Annotated in this window: 5 protein-coding genes; 1 reads left to right on the top strand and 4 read right to left on the bottom strand. The window is 54.0% G+C overall.

Going from position 1 to position 20,004, the window contains the following annotated elements; all coding sequences use genetic code 11:
* Positions 1 to 139: 139 nt before the first annotated feature.
* The 4 genes from LPW13_RS14415 to LPW13_RS14430 all read right to left on the bottom strand — a co-directional run bounded on the left by LPW13_RS14415 (position 140) and on the right by LPW13_RS14430 (position 18,891).
* Positions 140 to 12,151, bottom strand: coding sequence for a two-partner secretion domain-containing protein (locus LPW13_RS14415; protein ID WP_230436429.1), 12,012 nt, complete (start codon positions 12,149 to 12,151; stop codon positions 140 to 142).
* Positions 12,152 to 12,277: 126 nt separating this feature from the next.
* Positions 12,278 to 13,972 (bottom strand): FG-GAP repeat protein, encoded by a 1,695-nt coding sequence (locus tag LPW13_RS14420; protein WP_230436431.1) that lies wholly within the window; start codon positions 13,970 to 13,972, stop codon positions 12,278 to 12,280.
* 256 nt (positions 13,973 to 14,228) lie between these two features.
* On the bottom strand, positions 14,229 to 16,205 hold the full coding sequence (locus LPW13_RS14425) for a ShlB/FhaC/HecB family hemolysin secretion/activation protein (protein WP_230436433.1): 1,977 nt from the start codon (positions 16,203 to 16,205) through the stop codon (positions 14,229 to 14,231).
* Positions 16,206 to 16,314: 109 nt separating this feature from the next.
* Complete coding sequence (locus LPW13_RS14430; RefSeq protein WP_230436435.1) at positions 16,315 to 18,891, bottom strand: protein kinase domain-containing protein; 2,577 nt, start codon at positions 18,889 to 18,891, stop codon at positions 16,315 to 16,317.
* Positions 18,892 to 19,466: 575 nt separating this feature from the next.
* On the opposite strand from LPW13_RS14430, the gene LPW13_RS14435 reads away from it, so the two are divergent.
* Positions 19,467 to 19,955 (top strand): Hcp family type VI secretion system effector, encoded by a 489-nt coding sequence (locus LPW13_RS14435; RefSeq protein ID WP_230436436.1) that lies wholly within the window; start codon positions 19,467 to 19,469, stop codon positions 19,953 to 19,955.
* Positions 19,956 to 20,004: the final 49 nt, after the last annotated feature.

Here is a 20,004-nt window from a genome sequence, read left to right on the forward strand (position 1 = left end):
AAAAAAACTACGAAATCGCAGAGCGCGTCATTTCCACACAAACAAACAGAGAAGTCCAGCCCCTGGCCAGGCCAATTGGTTTCAGATCAAACGAAACTATTTATGAATCAAATCCAGCCCCACCAACACGCGCCCGGCCTTATTGGCCGGCGCCGCCGCGCACCGCATCGAGCGGTGGTACCGGCTCGCGCAGTCTTCCACGCTCCTCCTCTTCATCGTCTTCAGACGGCGGGCCAACCGGTTGCAGCTCGCCATTGGTCAAAGCCATTTCCTGGTTGTTCACCACTTCCACACCGGCACTGTAGGGGTTCACTGCGGTGAAGATACCCGGATCCACCTGGGCGAAATCATCCACCACATTCTGCATCGCCGAACTCAGGCCCTGGGATGTCTGGGCACCGGCCACGGACTGCAACTCGTCCCCGCGACTGGTGAAATCAGGCATCTGGCCGATAAAGTCCGGCTGGAAGTAACTCAGGGCAACGAGCTCTGCAGTCTGCGTCACGTTCATGCGCAATGGATTGACCGCACTACCGACGACACTCCAGCGCTGCAGGTCAGAACCGATCTGGACGTTGCCGGCAGTAATGTGGGTATCACCATAGGTTTCTGCAGTAAGACTGCCGAAATTGGCACTGTTCAGGATCACGCTACCGCGGCCCGCATCAATCTCGTCAATGACAAGGTCCTTATCTGCCACTACAGCGATATCGATATTTCCGCCGGCAGTGTCGATTGCCAGGGTGTGAACGTCGGATGTGATATCCACATCCCCAGACACTACCAGCTCGGCGCGGTCCGCCTGCAGGTGGCCGCCGATGGTGCCAGTGGTAGAACTGATGATATTGAGGTCACCACCGCCGTCGTAACCCAGGCGCACGCCACTGTCCGCGAACAGGATGCCTGCGCCATTGCGATTGAAGTCTGCCGACGCTTCGTCGCCGTTGACGAAGCTGAAATCCAGGCCGGTTTCCAGTGTCAGGTTACCGGTGTTGTTATCCAGCCACTCAAACCCTGAGAACCGGAGATTACCGACACGGCTTTCTGTGCGGCCCATCTGCCAGGTTGCACCGGCGACATTGAACTGGAAGCGGTCGTTACCACCACCACCGGACAGTGACAGCTCCTGATTACTGGCGACATCCACTTGCAGGTAATCATCGCCCTCTCCCAGGGAAAGCGCTCCCAATTGGCTTCCCGCCATGCGCACAGTATCGTTACCGCCACCGGTATCGAGCTCGGCTAACGCACCGCCGTTCAGCTCAAACTGATCCGCCCCGTTCCCAGCGAACAGCGATTCAAAACCACTGAACTGCAGAGAAGCATCGCCTGCCGTTACCAGGCCACCGGTATTATTCAACTCCCACGCGGTATCCATATCCGCAGCCCGGAAAATATCCGACCCGCTGCCGGCAACCAGCGAATTCACCCCGGCAAAACTGATTCCGCCAACGGTCATGGTATTCAGGCTGTCGAAGAGATACTCGCTATCAATATCCAGACCGGTATAAGCGCCCGTGCCGTTCACCTGCTCCAGGTTTTCGAACAGGACTTCGATACTTTCGACGGTGGCCAGCGCACTGCCATCAGCGTACACATCGCCATCGGCAACAGACGTCCAGCCCGCGCCCTCGGCATCGACGGTATCGCTGCCACCGGCGGCATCCACACTTTCGAGCCCGCCAAAGCGGATACCGGCAACACTGATATCGCCACTGGCCGCGAGAGAGAACTGATCGGCTCCCTCTGTTGCCCGCAATGTATCCCGGCCCGCGCCAGAGACCACGTCAGTGATACCGGTAAATGCCATGCCGTAGGTTGTCAGCGCCTGCTCTCCGTCCAGCGCAAAGCTGTCAACGTTACCAGTACCTCGCAGTTGCGCATTTTGGCTGGCAATCTGATCCATGCCGCTGAAACTTACCTCTGCGCTGGAGACTGCACCGTTGGTGCCATCGAGCTGCCACTCGGCAACATCGTTTGCCGTCAGGCTATCGCCTTCGTCGGTTCCGGCATCAACACTGCTTACAGATGAGAAATCAATTCCACGTACGCCGAGCACATTGCCTGCCAGGACAAAATGCTCACTGCGATTATTCGTAGCTGCATCTACATGCAGATCACTGCCGACAACCGAATCAATATTGACGAAGTCGATACCGGAATCGTTTGCCGACGCGGCGCGATCTGCGCCCAGGGCCCAGGTTTCACCACCCAGGGAAATGACTTCGTTGACGCTGTCCGCTCCGGCATTTACCTCGTGCACGGTGTCAAACTGGATTCCGCTCGCTGTCAATTGATTGTTACCCGTCACCGCATACTGCTCATTGGCGCCAGAGCCCAACAGTTCACCACTACCGCCATTAGCGATGTCCAGGCCGGTAAACTCCATCCCCGCGTGGAAAACCGACTTCTCGCCCTCCCGCAGCTGCCAGCTTTCAGATGCCAATCCATTTACGGTATCGCTGCCCGCCTCCGCGGAAACAGATGCGACACCTTCAAAGCGGATACCGAAACTGCTATCGAGTATTCCGTTGCCAACAACACTGAAAACATCGCTGCCTTCGGTTGCGGTGAGCGCACCAGTATTGCGCAGGGACTCAATATTGCTGAATTGAATATTCCCCGCACTTACGGCGTTATTGCCGGTTATGGTGGCGGCACGCTCTGAATCAGCAAAGTTTTCAGAGAATACAATGCGGTCTGCACCTCCGGCTGTATCGGCACTGATCAGCCCGCTGAACTGTTGCCCCGTTGCTTGCAGCGTCAGAGCATCGGCCGCGGTCAGGGTAAATACATCATCCGCATCACTGGCAGTAAGCGCAGCACCGTCGCCGACAAATATCTCCGAGTTGGAGAAAACAATATTGCCATGCGTAACATCACCATTCGCCGCAAGCAGGTAATCGGCCCCGGCTTCACCGGTAATGGTATCGGTGCCGCCTCCCGTATCCAGAGAGGACAAGCCGGACACCACCAGCTTGTGAATGGATACAGTACCGTTACTCAGCCCAAATTCTTCGCTGGCAGAAGTTGCAACCAGAGCATCCGCAGCCAGGGAACCGAAGCCGTTAAAGTCGACGCTTCCATTGGTAAAGTGGCCCTCGGTTTCCATGAGGGTAATGGTATCCGCGGTAGTCAGGTGATCGTCGCCACCGGCATTAACGGTACCCACGCCGTTGAAGGTACGGGTCTCGTTGTCGACCGTGATTTTCCGGCCGCTTGCCACATAGTTATTGGTGGCACTGCCACCATTCAGGACACCACTGCCACCGGAGAATGTTTCTACACCCGCGAATGTAATATTGGCATGGGAAACGTCGAAGCTGCCATCGTCGGCCATGACCCAGTCACTGCCTACGGTGCTGGTGACCGTGTCACTGGCACCGCTATCGATCACAGTGCTCAGACCACTGAAATCGATATCGGCAACACGCAACTGCTGACTACCAGAGACCTTTAACTCATCAACGCCATCGGACAGAGTCAACGAACTGAGCGTCGCGGAGTCGATACCCTTAAACAGCAGCGAGTCTCCCGCTTTCAGTTCCCCGGAGGAGCCATTCAAGGCCAGCGCGGCACCATACACACTCGCATTCAGATCGCTGGTGCCTGCGCCGGCAATCACCTGCCCCATACCAGTGATCAGCATTTCCGACACATCGCTCTGTTCCCAATTAGCGGCACCAACCTGCATACGGATACTGCCATCGCTGTCCAGGAAGAAGAAGTCACTGATGGTCGCGTCGTCGATACCGAGCAGATTTGCGTTGACTGCCTGCAGCTCTTCAACATTGATAAAATTTACATTGTTGTTGCTGGCTGAATTTACACTCAGCAGCTGCCAGTCAGCCCCGTCTGCGCCGATGACCTTGTCTTTGCCACCGCCGCCATCAATTTCCCCAAAGCTCTCAATATTGATACCGCTGACCTTCACGCCACCGCTGGAAGTCACGGTGAAGATATCCGAATCGCTGGTTCCAGCAAGATCAAAGCCACCACCGCTGGCATTCTCGATATCCGTGAAAGTGATGCTGTCGAATACGGTAACGCTTTCATGACCCTCGAGCGCCATATCATCACCAACGGCGTTGACCGTGTCTTCACCGTCGCCACCGTCAACCGTCGTAAGGCCGGTGAAGGTCAGGCCACGGACAGAAACCTGCTCCAGATCTACGTCACTCTTGGCTTTGAAGACATCCGCCGCGGTGCTGCCGCGCAGGCTGGTGGCCTGAACATTGGTGAAATCAGTAAAGGTAAGGCTGCTGTCCTGGTTCGTCAGCTCGCCGGATGTGCCGGTCAATACCAGGTCGCCACTGTAACCTTCGGCAGCAAGCGTGTCGGTGCCGCCGTTGCCATCTACCGAGGAAAGACCATTAAAGGTCATCCCATTCACTTTTACGCCAGTGGAATAGGTAAAGGTTTCACTGGCATCGGTCGCGGTGAGTACTGCACCGCTACTGTCAAACTGCGTAACGCCGGTGAAATCGATACCGAAATGATGAACGCCGCCTGTTTTCAGCAGCGTGTACGCCTCACTATTTGGGCTTTTCACCGTGCTACCGCCAATGGCGCTTACCGTATCCAGACCGGAAATGGTAAGGCCGTAGATACTGAGTTGGCTGTCATTCAGCATCTCGAAAGTGTCGCTGCTACTGGAGCCTGTCAGATCACCGACCTGTAGCGATTTCAGTCCACTGAACTGAACTTTATCGGTCTTGAAACCGCCCAACGCATCGGTGAGCGTAACCGCATTCCCGGTCACCAGGTCATCTGCCCCACCGCCGGCATTTACGGTAACTACGTCGTTGAACGTACGGGCCTCGTTATCGACCGTAATCTTCTGGCCGCTTGCCACGTAGTTATTGGCGGCACTGCCACCATTCAGGACACCATTGCCACCGGAGAACACCTCAATCCCGGCAAAGGTAATATTGCCGTGTGTGACATCCAGGCTGCCGTCATCAGCAAGTACCCAGTTGTTGTTAAGGCTGCTAGTCAGCGTGTCACTTCCACCCTGGTCAATCACCGAGCTGAGGCCTGTGAAGCTGATACCCGACGTTCCTACCAGAAGAGCGCCATCCGCATTAAGTGACAGGCTCTCGGAGGCAGACGTCGTGTTGAGCGTAACCAGATCGGCCGTATCGATACCGGAGAACACGACCCCCTCCCGGGTTTGCGTGACCGACTCGCCATCAACTTCTACCAAGTAGTCGATATCTGTGGATACTTCTCCAGCAGTGCCGGTAAGGAAGAAGGCTCCAGTGAAAGAGGAAGCATCCAGACTATTGACGCCACCACGCGCATCCACCCGGGTCATTCCGGAGACATCCATGCCCAGGGTTTTGATATGACCATCGCCCGTCAGTTCAAAATTATCGTTACCCGACTCGGTATCCGTAACGTCCAACCCAACTAGAGCACCGTCGTCTGCAATTAGGAGCTCTACATCCTCGAAAGAAATTCCATTGTTTTCTGCATTCTCGAATCCAAGGAGAGTCCAGTCCTCACCACTGAGTCCAATGACAGTATCATCACCGCCCAGTGCATCTACTGAACCGAATGAATTGAAAACAAGCCCATCTACGAGCTTATTGGTAACACTTACCCTTCCAGAACCGAGCACCTCAAAAGTATCGGATTCACCAGTTGCGAAGACTGACTCAACGCCATCAACCGACCAAACCCATGTAAAGTCGATTCCGTGAATACTCGCACCACCAAACACAATAGAGGCATCAGCGCCCTCGGCAACGACGGTATCCCCGAGCCCGTTTCTAGCGTTAACTTGCTCAAGACTAGAAAAATTAATCCTATAAATGGAGGTGATCGGTTCGCCATCAGCGTTCAGTGTTACAATGAATCTATCGTTACCATTCGTGCCCTTGAGGAATTCAGACTCAACATCACTGATTCCGGAAAATATTAAATTTCCACCCTCCCGCTTTTCGACTTCAAGCGCATTTAGTTCGCCGATCAAAGTCAGATAGTCGCCATAACCGCTGGCTATAATCTCATCCCCGCCACTATCGGAAGCGTCAGACTCGACCTTTGACAGCCCCGTAAAGTCAATCCCGGCCGTATTCAGCTGCGTTACTGTACGGCCACTCTCGGAGACGGTCGACAAGGTGTATGTGTCCGGGTCACTGGTCCCCACAAGCGTCTGTCCATCGGCACTCACGGACGTCAGTCCGGTAAACGTGATGCCACTGTTTTTGGCCTTTCTGTCCGTCCCGACGAGCTCCCACTGCACGCCACCAGCAACATGATCGCCCTCGCCCAACGAGTCGATGATCGAGATGCCTTCAAAATCAATGGCGTTGGCTTCGACGCGCTGGTTACCCAGGATGGTGAATCTGTCACTGCCAGCCGACGCCGTGACAGTGGCGTTGGTAATTTCTTCAATTTCTTTGAATTGAATACCGTGGATATCGGCTTCACCGTCGATTCCGGTGAGCTTGGCTTCCGCCAGAACATCCAGAGATACAGTATCTATTTGAGTACTTTCGCTACTGGCACTGTTACCAGATACCGACGTCAGGCCTTTGAACGTAAGGTCTCCAACACGCACATCCCATTGCTCATCAGTCGCCTCAGCGCTCCTGAATACTTCAAAATTTTCTGCCGCATCACTACCGGTAAGAGCGCCACCTACCGCGTTAAAACTTGAAATTCCGGTAAATGTAATGCCGCTGCTTATCACTTCTCCGGCACTTGAACCCAGTAACCAAGCGGCATCGCTTACCCCGGTTACACTTCCGGCTCCGTTACCATTAACAGCCACCAGGCCTTTAAACGCGACATCACTCAGGCCACTCCTTACGACATCAACTACAAGCTCGTCATTGTCAAAATCAAGTGAAAATTCTTGCAGGCCAGCAGGTCCATTGAGCGTGGAGCCATCTGCTGCGAAATGGAGGATATTATCAAAGACCCAGTCACCAAACGTTACGTTGCCATTATCATCAAAGCCCCAAACGACATCACTGACGGTCACAATAACTTCATCATTGATGCTTGCTCCGGTGATTTTCTCCGGTGCGCTGAACAAGATCTTGTTGGCGGATACTTCGTTGTCACTAGCTATCGTATAGGTATCACCATTCCCGGATGAAACCAGGTTTCCACCGCTGATCTTATCGATATTGGAGAGGAAGATACCGCTGTCGCTGTTGGCTTCATGATCATTGCCCGTCAGGGTCACGGTGCCGATTGCGAATACTTTATCAATGGCGGGGTTCCCTGGATCCTCGCTTGCTGAGGCCTCACCGGCATCGATGCCGGTTACATCTGCAAAACTGACCGTCTCGCTATCACCAACAAGCCAGTTGACTTGATTGTCACCCACGATCGCAAAGGTTTCGGCACTTTCTGAGCCAATAATGTCATAAGTGACGGTAGATCCGTCTTCTGTAACTCCGGCAACACTATCAATGCCTGTGAAGCTGATGTCATTGCTCTTCAGGCTACCATCGGCTCCGGATACCTCGACATTCGACCGGGTAAACAGCTGGTTATTTACGGTATCACCCGTGTGGACTTCGGAGAGTCCGGAAAAAGATATACTGGATGTACTTATCGTAAGATCATTCGTGTTCTCACCTACGGTAAATTGCAGGCCGTTGGCGTTTGTCTCCAATATTGGTGCGGTGACACTGCCAACATTTGAGAATGACCAGTTTTCTCCCTCAACTATAATTTCGTGATCGTTGCCTCCGAGTATTACTGCCTTGGACAGGGCGCTGCCATCCAGTGACGCATAGGCAGTACCCGGATCAACAGCATCAAATGTATTGCTACCTAGAAGTTCAATGCCATAGGAGGACACACCATACTGGACTGCGCCATCAATTTCGGTGGAGGTTATCTTGTACTGATCAGAGAGGAAGCCTGCAGCATCTGCAGTCACCTGTTCGATATTGTAAAAATCAATAGCGTTATGATTAGCGGAATTTGCATCAAAAATGGTCCAATTTTCGCCGCTGACTCCCTCCACGTTATCCGAGCCAGATCCCGCCTCAATTTTTTCAACACCGAAAAATTCTAGTGGACTCAGACTATCATCGAATGAATATAAAATATTGCCATCATCATTGAATGACCAGGTCGCATCATTCGAATCCAGAACTTGAATCGTGGTCGCAGATACCTTGGCAATATCTTTTGAAAAACTGATACCGGAAAACTTGTTTGGCTTTCCCTTTGAGTCATCATTTTTCGCACCATTATTGATGGTCAGAATATCGGTGACGATGGAATCTTCAGCACCACCTTCAACATTACTGATATTATAAAAATCTATGCTCGAAGCCTGAACACCCGTGTTTTCCGCTCCCCCGCCATCCCGGGTGATTATCGTAAAAGTATCTGCCTGACTCGTTCCGACGACTGTTGCCCCGCTGTCCGCATTGACCTCATCGATTCCCGAAAAATCAATGCCGGCTATGCTGACACCACCCGCAGTAACTTCGGTCTCATCTGCGCTCGTACGAAGATTAAACGTGCCATAGGAAGTTGAGATAGTATCTGCACCCACCTCTTCCTGACTGGAGTTAACCTCACTGGCCGAGGTAAAGAGTATTCCCTGAGCGCTCAAGCCACTTCCATCCAGCCGGTAGTTCTCAGAAATTCCGTTCTGCGTGCCATCGACGATCGCACCAACCGTTTTAACCGTCTCGATATTTTCGAACGCCAGGTTCACCGAGCCTGAATGCTCAACGGACGCATTGTTCACCGTATCTGACAGATTCCAGGTGGCCCCTTCTGCGATATCCTCGGCAGCCTCTACCGTGTCATCACCGCTTCCAGCATCAATAGTCTTCAGTCCTGAGAACACTATACTGTTCGCAGAAACTTTGTTGTCTGCCTGGATCGTGAAAACTGTATTGGTGCCGTCCTCGCCCGCTCCAGGTTCAAAGTCCTCCAGTTTGGCTACGGTGACATCGGTGATTCCGGATACTGTCAGAGAATCTTGATAAGTCACTTGCTTATCGTTCGACGTAAGCGCCAGAACCTGTTGGTCCAGGCTGACTTTATCACTGAATACAAGCTGATCGGCGCTGTCTGCCGTAATACTGGTGACGCTGCTAAAGCTGATTTCGGCTTGATCGGAATCATCAAGCAGGGAAAAGGTATCCGCGCCGGTTATGGACAATTTGTCAGAGCGGGTATTTCCGGTAGAGGAATCTACGTAATTCGTGTTTACGGTATTCGCGATGGCCGTTGAGATATTGGAGAAGGAGATCCCTTCAGAGCTCAGGGTGTTGGCTGTCTCAGTGAGACTTACGGCCTTGTCCCAGCCGCCGGCATTTAAAGTCAGGCTCGTGGAGATCTCATTTCCAGCCCCATCCAGAACCTGCCCAACAGCCTGCAGGCCCTCGAACTCATAACCTGCATAGTCGATATACGCGGTGCCATTTAGCTCCTCACCTGCCGGGCCTCTTCTTGCGAGTGTGATTTCGTTATGCCCATCGTCGACAACGTCTGAATCCATTTGCAGCGAGGAACCCGCAGCGAAGAAATTCTCGGCGGACTGCAGAAGTATTCCACTGGCTTCGATCCCGTCGGACGTCACCTTCCAGTTTTGTCCGTTGATCCCCTCATCCGGGTTCGCATCTATACCGTAAACACTATCCTGGCCAGTACCAGCATCAATAGTATTAAGCCCTGAGAAAACGATGCTGTTCGCAGAAACTTTGTTGTCTGCCTGGATCGTGAAAACTGTATTGGTGCCGTCCTCTCCTGTTTCAGGCTCAAAGTCCACTAATTTAGAAGCAGTAGCTTTTTTAATATTGGAAAAATTTACACCTGCTGCACTCAGACTGTTGTCAGTGTCAGTAAGTGATACTTCCTCATCCCAGCCGCTGGCGTTTAACTCCAGTTCGGATACAACTTGATCTCCATTGCCATCCACGACCTGTCCAGCAGTCTGCAGGCCCGAGAATTTATAACCCGCATAGCCGACATATGGTGTTCCGAGCTCCTCGTCTTCTGTCTCTCTTCTTGCGAGGAGTATGGCTTTATACTCAGGGTCGGAACCGACAAGATCAGAACTTAGCTGCAATGAAGAGCCCGAAGCCGAGAACTCCACCGCAGAAATGAAGTTAATACCAGCAGCTTCTACACCACTGGAAGTTACCAACCAACTTTCAGCCTCCCGACCCGAGACGGTATCGCCATCTTCAGCTTCACCCAGGTCAATACTGTCTACGGCCGAAAACTCGATGTTGCCGTTCAAAGTGACCTGATTATCGCCATCGATAACCAGATCGTTTGTGCCCTGCAGGATAAAGCTATCGGTCGCTTCACTGCCGACAATCTGTCCACTGCCGTTAACCGTCAGGTCACCCAAAGTGTTGGTTGTATCGACAGGGTCAATCTGTCCGGCGCCTAACGTGAGCGAGAAGTCGTTTGTAGTGATAGTGCCGTCATTGGTAAGACTCCCGGCGAGGTTGGCGGTCAGGTCGCCCACGGTGATACTCGCACCGTCGCCAAGGAAGAGATCGCCGGGGTTCTCAGGGTCATCCAAGTCTGCGCCGGTGGTATCGATGACCAGATCATTCAACGCTGCGGTGAGGCTGATACCGGCTTCAATCTGGATATTGCCGTCGGCAATCAGCTCCAGAGTTCCATTCAACCAACTCAGATCGCCAGAAACGGTGATGGCATCGGTGTCGCTGTTGATGTTACCGGAGCCTGCAACGATGCTTACAGTATTACCTTCATCCAATTCCTTTTTAAGCGTTGCTGCCTCCATGCAGTTTTCTAGACCTGTACAATCCCCGGCAATTTCCAACCAGATCGGATCGAGCAGCCAGGTTCCCCCGCTCCCTTCACCGTGCGCACGCGTGGAGACAGACAGCGCATCATTATCCAGCCTAAGAGTCTGTTTACCCGAGGTCTCCACCAGACCACCGTTGCCGCCCAGTTCGCCACTTTCCGCATAGATACTACCGGCAAAGTCGGTATCGCCATCAGCCCACACCACCACGGTGCCACCGTCGCCGCTGCCTGTACCACTGGCATCTACGATGGCTTCAGCGGTTACCGTCGTGCTATCGGCATTGCGGACTGCACTATCTTTACCCTGATAGCCGCCGCCAATCAGCACTTCACCACCGCCGGCGCTGCCACGGGCATTGATTTCACCACTGACCTGCACGGTATCCCCGAGCAGTTTTACCTCACCGCCGACACCGGCGTTGGCTTGTACGGTAATCGCACCGCTGTGACTGGTGCTATCTCCTTCCAGCACGACGTTGCCACCGGTACTGCCGGAAGCGTCCAGGGTGCCTGTGTTTGTGACGCTACCGCCGGAGGCCGTTAAGCGGATGCTGCCACCGCTGGTATCAATGCCCTGCGCGCGCACCACGCCTTCGTTGTTGACCGCCGCGGTAAACAGGTCACCGGATACGCTGGCTTCCATCAAAACCTGAGTGCCTTCGATGGCTCCCTGATTGATTACCGCGCTGTCCACGCCCATCTGGTTTTCCATCACCGCCTTGGTGACCTGTACGCCGATCAGTCCGTCGGCATCGAAGGTGAGTAGTGCCTCGTCTGCGGCGGTGAGGCTGACCAGTTCGGCGCTGATCAGGGAACCGGGTGCATTGGTGACCTGGCGGCCCACCAGTACTGCACTGGCGGCATTGATAACACCGCGGTTAACCACTACACCGGCGCTGCCGGGTTTCGAGGTAAAGGAAAAGTCACCGTTGTGAAAATCTGCCGGGTCCATATCCAGACCGGCGGCGGTAATCGAACCCACATTTACGGTGGCGGTTTCGGTAAACAGTACGCCGCGGGGATTGGCTAGAATGACATGACCATTGGCCTGGATACTGCCGCGGATCTCACTGGGGCTCTGATCCAGAATCCGGTTTAGCACTACCGAAGAGGAGTTCGGCTGCAGGAATTTAACCAGCTCCTCCTCGCTGAGATTGAAGGAATCCCAGTCGATGGAAAGCAGGTCAGTTTTCTGATCCACAATGGTGGCCAGGTCATTGATGGAGATATCCCCATCACCACCGGTTACCACCCCGCCCTTGGGGCCTGCCAATGCCGCCGGGCTTATCACCTGCCCGACCATCGCACCCGCACAGGCCAGATGCCATACCTTGATCGCAGAAGACAGTTTTTTGAGTTTGCGGGTCATCATATTCTGTTCCATAGAGCACCTGATGGCTGCTTTCCGAGCGATAACACGTTGCGTGAATGAATAAGGTCAGTAACTGATTAGCTTCTCTGCCCGGCAGCGATCATTGCTAACAGGCAAACTGGGTACTTAATAGAGGTAAACAGCACCGACGTTTTTAGCTGGAGACGCATGCTGGTTACCATTGATACCAGTAGAAGTACTGGTTTCTTCAATCGTAGAGATGGCAACTGTCTTTCCATCAGCTGCTAGCACTGCTCCACGCGCGCCAAATCGTTGTCCTTCCGAAGGATTGGAAGATTTTATATAGGAAGCCTGAAACCACGCTTCCTGGCGCTTTTTAAACAGGTACGCTGCGCCAGCGTTATGAATATCATCTTCATGTTGATCGCCGCCAATACCAGTTGCGGATGAACTTTCTCCAAAAGCAGATACAGCTAGTAGCGTTCCATCATTGGAAATTGAAACAGCACCGCCAAAAAAGTCAAACTCATCGGGATTTGACGCTGCTAGATAAGCACTTTGTCTCCAAGCACCATCAAGCCGTCCATATACATAGACAGAACCGGAATTCTCCAAGCTGTTATCTTCGGAATCCTCTTCTCCGTAAAATCCGCTATCGTCGCCCGGGAAACCTACAACCAAGGTGTCGCCATCCGCGGCAAGATCAAGGCTCGCCCCAAACCCATCATTGCTATCCGGGTAAGGAGCTTTTATGTAGGCTTCCTGCTTCCAGGCTGCATCATTGTGAGCAAAGACATACACAGCGCCAACCCCCCATCCACCAAAGACTACAGCATCCAAGTCGCCATATTGATCACCATTAATTCCCCCCCCCGAAAGGTTCCGCTCATGCGGTGCGCCTACCGCCAGAGTCTTTCCGTCATGTGATAGTGCTAAGAACTCCCCAAACCGACTCCCCCGCATGGTATTCGATGCCTTGATATATGATCTCTGATCCCAGTTTCCTACAATATTTTCAAAGATATAAACTGCACCAGAACCATATTGATCGTCGTTGCTCTGATCTGCATCAATACCCGTCGCAGAACTGGCTTCGCCACTCGCGCCTACCGCCAAAATGGTGCCCTCGCCCGATAGAGAAACAGATACACCAAAATTATCGGATTTCCCGGAATTCGATGATTTTATATAGGCCTGCTGAGACCATGATTCACTCTCGCGAGTATATACATACACTGCTCCAGAATCGTACCCGGGATCACTTGAAGACTCTCCATCGGCGTACTGATCACCATCGACATCTTGGGCGTCACTATCTTCCCAGGGAGCACTAACTGCCAGCACACTACCGTCTGTAGACAAAGCTACGCTGTATCCAAAGCGATCACCCAGATCAGTATTCGATGCCTTCAAATATGCTTCCTGCGCCCAGTGACGTTCTGATTTTCGAAAGACATATACTGCTCCAGCGAAATTCGCACCGTTATCGCTCTCGTCACCATTTACGCCAGTTGACGAACCGAATTCATAACGCGCGCCAACTGCCATAGTAGCCCCATCAGCAGATAGAGCGACGGCGTACCCGAACTGATCTCCGGGCTGACTATTATCGCCCTGCACACCACCTTCCGCATTGGACGCTTTGAAATACCCCACCGCCTCGGCAAGACTCCCACTCACCGCGATCGATTCCGACTCAACACAACCGTACTCATTACACGCCTCGAGCATATAACTTGCATTGATTTTCTCCGGCAGGAATACAGACATATCGTGTTCCGACGCATCGCCTTCAATGATGGCAACCGACTCGTAACCGGATTTACCATCCACATTTTCCAGCAACGTGTACTCATCCACGTTATCTACTGCCTCCCAGTTGAAGTGGAAGGTTTTGGTCCGCCGCGGCTCCCAACTCAAAGTTGGCGCTGTGGGCGGTTCGGGCTCCGGCTCTGGTTCGGGCTGTGGCTGCGGCTCCGGTTGCGGCGTATCGGAACCACCGGAAGAGCTACCCCCGCCACTACAGGCGGCCAGCAATAACACAAGGAACAATGCGGCGAATCTGCTGAGCGGTTTTATTGACATCGGTATTCCTCAGATCGGAAGCGGTAATTTTTTAGAAGAAGTAGGTAAACCCGGCGTACACGGCGGGGTTGTCCGCGTCGTCACCGGTGCCCTCAATCGAGGACTTGGACATGGTCGGCCAGGCAACGGAAACTTCACTGCTGAACGCGTCTGCCCAACTGAATTTGAACAGGAAGCCGGCGCCGGAGAGTGCCGCCCAGTCATTCTGGATGGTTTCTCCATCTTTCTCACCGCTCTGCTCGTAGTTGACCACTGTGCCGTAGCCGGCATCAGCGATCAGTGCCACCTGTATCAGGTCGTTGAGGCGATTGCCAAACACGCGGGTATCGGGCAGGGGCAGGTACCATTCGGTAGACAACATGCCGGCCTGGTCGCCGGAGAAGTCGCGCACACCGAAAGCGCGCACACCATTGGCACCACCGAGGCTGAATTGCTCAAAACCGGGCAGGCTGGTTTTACTGTATTGCCAACGGCTTTTCACGATCAGGCGGGACTGTGCTTCGATGCCGGGCAAGGGCAGGAAGAACAGGGAGCTGGAGTCGGCAGCAAACTTCCAGAAATCGTCACCGCGAGCCGGGTCCACCGCATTTTGAAATTCGCCATACTGGAACTTGGTATTGAGCACGTTCAGCATGGACACGCCGCTACTGGAGAGGCCATCGATGTAGAAACCGATCTCGCTACCGTAAACGTGATCGCCCGGATTCGGCAGTGGAATTCTCGCTTCCAGTTCAGATTTTTTGTCGGTCAGGCTGAAAGAGCCGGAGATATTCAGGTCGCGCGAGCGACGGAATTTATGGTCGACACTGACCGCATAACTTTCATTGACGCCGTTGATTTGCAGCAGGTTGACGATGTCACCGGGGTCATCTTTGTTGTACAGGTTGAACTCGTTGTAGTCGGCAGAAAACTCCAGGCGTGTGCGTGGCCCAAACAACGGCAGGCTGTAGCGGAACTGCCCCAAGTCCGAGCCGAAGTCTGATTCGTCGGCCTCAATGTTGCTGGACTTCAGATAGCTGATGGTCAACGCATCGCCAATGCCCAGCGGGTTGAGCCAGTTGAAAGAAGTGAAGGCACGCTGGTCGCCGGTGTAAAGGGAGCCGTGGTTGTCAAGGCGGGACGTCATATGCCAACTGCTTTCGTCGCGCACCTTCAGGTTCAGCTTGGTTTCACCGGGGTTTTCACCCGGGCTGAAGTAACCGGTCACATTCAGCGCGGGGAGATCGTTGAGCAGGTAGAGCCCTTCTTCAATATCCCGGTGATTGACCAGCTCGCCGAGCTTGCGCTCAAACGGCTGCGCCAGCTGCTTCTGGCTGTAATTCTGGTTATCTTCGGCAACAATCTGACCGAGCAATCCCTCCTGAACGGAGAGGGTGACGATGCCGTTTTCTACTTCCTGTGCGGGGATCTGTACCTGGGCGAGAAAAAGCCCCTGCTTGCGATAAAAACGGGTGAGTTCCGCGGCGATCTCTTCCAGATCGCCATAGCTGATACCACGTTTGGCATTTTGCTGGTCGATGGTTTCACTCAACTTGCGCAGGTGCGCCGGCCCCATATCTTCGGTGTCGTAGCGCACGCCCATACCGTCGAGCAGTAACGCCAGCTCCTCGAGTTCTTCGGCGGTATAGCCGCTGGCGAGGCGCTGGTCATCCTTCATGAATTTGATCCGCAGCGCCTCGGCGCGGCTCTCTACCGCCTCCCGGGTGATACCGAATTCCGGGTATTCCTTCAGGCGATGGAAACGAAACGCTTTGACCGTGATCCGCGGCCCCTGCCCACGCTGTGACACCACAGGAATATCGGTATCCAGGTTCGGGTCTTCACGCCGGGTACGCTGCTCGAATTCACTGGTGAGATCGGAATCGTTGATGGTGGGAACGTCCTGCTCAAACGCAGAGCGCACACGACTGCGAAAACTGGACTCGTCATCAACGGCAATAGCGCTGGTCGATAACAACATCAAACCGGCGCCGGCAACCGCCAGACGGTTCTTGATTGGCGTAAACATAACTCCCCCTACAAATCCCTTTAAACCCCGCTCCCCGGTCTAGTGAGGCCAGTGCGGGGTTAACTGTCTGGTTATCAGTATTTGATATTGTTCTTTGTGTACCTGGCGATCAGTCCAGCGTTCGCGCGATGCGGAAGCCCGTGAGTGAATCGGCATCGCCACTGTGGAAACGCTTGGTGGTAGCGAGACAGCGGCTCATGGCGTCTTCGCGGCTACCGCCTGCGGCCATCAACCTGCCATCGGCGTCAATTACCCACTCCTGTACATTGCCCACAGCATTGACCAGGCCGAAGCCATTGGCCGAACCTGCCCGAGCCGCAACCAGCTCGGCACCTTTTTCGATACCGCCAAATTTCAGATAGCAGTTCCTGTCCTGCACCGCGACGCGCCCATTGGCACTGGCTGCAGCAAACCATTCCCGTTCGCTTGGCAGACGGTAGTCGTAACCGGTTTGCGCACTCAGCCATTCGAGGTATTCCTCGGCATGGGAAACCGGAATACTGTTTACTGGAATACTGTCATCGCCCAGTTCAAGACCTTCACAACGACCGGTGGCATTACAGAACTGCTTGAATTCTGCGTTACTGACTTCGTATTTGCCCACCACCAGCGCTTTGTGGGTATCACCACGAACAACCACCATGGGCGGGCTCCAGCCGCCGTCGGCCAGGCGGTCGGCACAGGTGTAACGATCACCGCGACCGCCGCTGCCCGGCTGCAGGTGCCCACAGAAATCCAGCTTGAAGTTTTGTAATGGTTGTTGCTCAGGCAGGACCGTGCGCGCCTGCTGTAGCAGCGGCTCGGTACGTAAGGGGCTGGAGTCGGCCAGGCGGGTGAGACAGCTGGTCAATTCATCTGCGATAACGGGGCGGATCTTTTGCGCCTTGCTTTGATCGACCGCCGCAAGTCGATCCAACTGGCTGGGGATGGCGGAGAGCGGCATCTGGTAATCACAGCGCAGTGTCATTTCCAGGTCGTCGAGTACCGCATCAATTTTGCGCTGCTCTTCCAGTGCGGCCTGACGCCGCTGCTCGGCAAGCTCCTGCTGACGCAACCGCTCTGCCTCACGTTCAGCGGCAATACGCTCAGCCTCGAGGCGTTGACGCAACGCCTCGCGCTCTATCGCCACCTGCGATTTGATGGCTTCCGCCTCGCCGGTTTCATCGTGCCATTCGGTACCCCGCGTCAGCATATCGTCCGCCTGATCGAGGTTACCGAGATTTAGCTGACCGGTAGCGGCGGATACAAACAGCTCGTAGACATGGCGCCGGATGTTTTCGGGATAGCTGCTGTCCTCGGGGTTCAGGATGACGTATTCCTGCAGTTCCGCCCGGAGGTCTTTCTCCCAGGCCGGAGTGAGAACACTGAGCTCCACCAGGCGGTCGATTGCCTTGCGCTTGTCGGTGATGCGGCTTAGCAGCAGTTCGCGCTCAAGCTTTTGCTCCAACTCCTGCTTAACACGCTGCTGTTCCGCGACGTTTTCCTGCTCCTGATGGGTATAGGCTGTGATACCCACCGCCACCAGCGCTACAAAGAGCCCGCCGAAAGTCCACTTCCAGCGGTTGCTGCCAAAGAATTTCTGCGTGAACTGCTCAACGGTGGCGGTACGCTCATCGCGATTGAATGCCAGCGCCGATTCCAGCGCTCTCCACTGACGACGGCTCAGTGATCGGATGCGTTTTGGTCTGAGCTTTTGACTCTGTGCCTTATCCGCCGGCTGCTTATCGAATGGGTGACGGCCACTGAAGAGTTCATAGGCCACACAACCCAGTGCGTATACATCATCGCTGGGTTGTGGCTCGCCGCCTTTGAGCATCTCCAGGCTGGCATACGCGGGGGTCAGCGCGCCCAGGGTGCTGGCATCAAACAGGGTTTTCTCACCGGCCTGGCTGGCCAGCCCGCCTTCGGTAACCGCGCGCGCGATACCAAAGTCGATAACCTTGGCGCCCTTTTTCTGGGTAACAAAGATGTTGCCGGGCTTGAAATCGGAGTGAACGATACGGTGCGAGTGCGCGTAGATCAACGCCTGGGATATATCCCGCAGAATAGCGCAGGCCTTTTCATATTCGAGCCCGACACCTGCATTTTCGCGCAGAAGCTTGTCCAGTGGCGCCCCTTCCAGGAACTCCATGGTCATGAACACCCGGTCGGCTTCGCGGTCGAAGTCGTACACCGTTACGATATTCGGGTGCGCCAGGGTCTGGGACTTGCGGGCCTCGCGCTGGAGGGAGATGAAGGCGTCCGGGTGCTTCTGGAAATCTTCGTTCAGAAGCTTGATCGCCACATAGGGGTCGCTGTCGCTGGCTTCGAGCTTGCGGCGGTCCAGGGCCTTGTATACCGCACCCATGCCACCGACACCGAGCAGCTTATCCAGCTCGAAGCGGCCCTTGATGATCGTTTTGGTGACCGCGCCCGTCTCGGAGGTAGACGGCGCGAACTGCATCGGCTCGGGATTGCCGGAAAAGCCTTCCCCGTACTCCGCGTGTGCGCGCCTTTCCGGCTGGATCACTGTCGCGTCAGCGGTAAATTCCGTGGCGGCGCTGGGTATCAGGCCCGGATTCGAGGCAACGGGTGGGTGATCGTTCACACCGGTATTCTCGTGCCCGACAAATACCGTCACATCCCCATCGCCGCATGCAGACAATGATTCGCCAGCCTTCTTGACTATGCGTGTCTTGTCATTCACTACCGTCTCCCTGGTGAGAAATTACAGCAAATCCTGCGCTGCTTTGGTTCGACCGCTCAGCAACCTGCACAATCGTACCAATTAACCAAATACGCGCCGGTTGGACTTCACAAGCCGCGAAGTATAGCGAACGCCCATATCAGCAACAATTAAATAACGCTTAAATTTTATTACATCTTCTTACATCTTCTGGAAAGCTGGAACAGCCACCCCTAACCAGAACGAACGTACCAATTTCGGCAATTTTATTTCCTGCAAAAAAGTGTCAGAGTCGAATTAACGGGTTTCTATCGACTACTTCAAATTATGGAGAAAAACCCACCTTTTTCGGGCGATACTTAAATGGTGCCAGACTCAATATCCTTCTGATATGCAGCGCTCGTTGATTCTTTTAATACAGCCCGTAAAAATGGTGCCAGAGTCAATTTAATAATCAAAATCAGTGCTTTTTTTTTGCAAAATGGTTTGGTTAAATCCTTCCCGCTCGCCAATCAGGCGGTACCCGTGATACTGCACTCGCGGTAATCAGGGATGAAACTTGAAAGCCATCGTCCAAATATTTGAGGGATTATCCAATGGCCATTTACATGAACTTCAACAGCAACTCTCCCAAAGGTAACGTTACTGCCAAGGGCTACGAAGACTGGATTGAAGTCGATAGCTTCAACTTCGGTGTTGGTCGCGGCATCAGCATGGAAGCCGGCGCCATGGCAAACCGTGAAGCCACCCGCCCCAGCATCAGCGAAATCACCGTAACCAAGCGCATCGACGCCGCTTCCGGTGGCCTGTTCAAGGCATCTGTTTCCGGTGACGAAGGTGTGGTTACTGAATTCCACGTAGTTCAGACCGGTGCTAATGCGGTAGAGAAGTACGCTGTTTACAAACTGGAAGATGCCATCATCTCTTCTTACAGCATCAGCGCGTCTTCTGGCGGTGCGCCGATGGAATCCATCTCCATCAGCTTCGCCAAGATCGAAGCCGACCTGAACCACGCTGACAAAACCAACAAGAACCCGAAAAACATGCGTGTTGGGTACGACCTCACCACCGCAACTGTCCTGTAAGCGACAATTCGGTTCTGATCGCAGGGGTCGGGCGCGCAGTCTCAGACTG

This window comes from Microbulbifer celer, from assembly GCF_020991125.1.
GTDB classification, from domain to species: Bacteria; Pseudomonadota; Gammaproteobacteria; order Pseudomonadales; family Cellvibrionaceae; genus Microbulbifer; species Microbulbifer celer.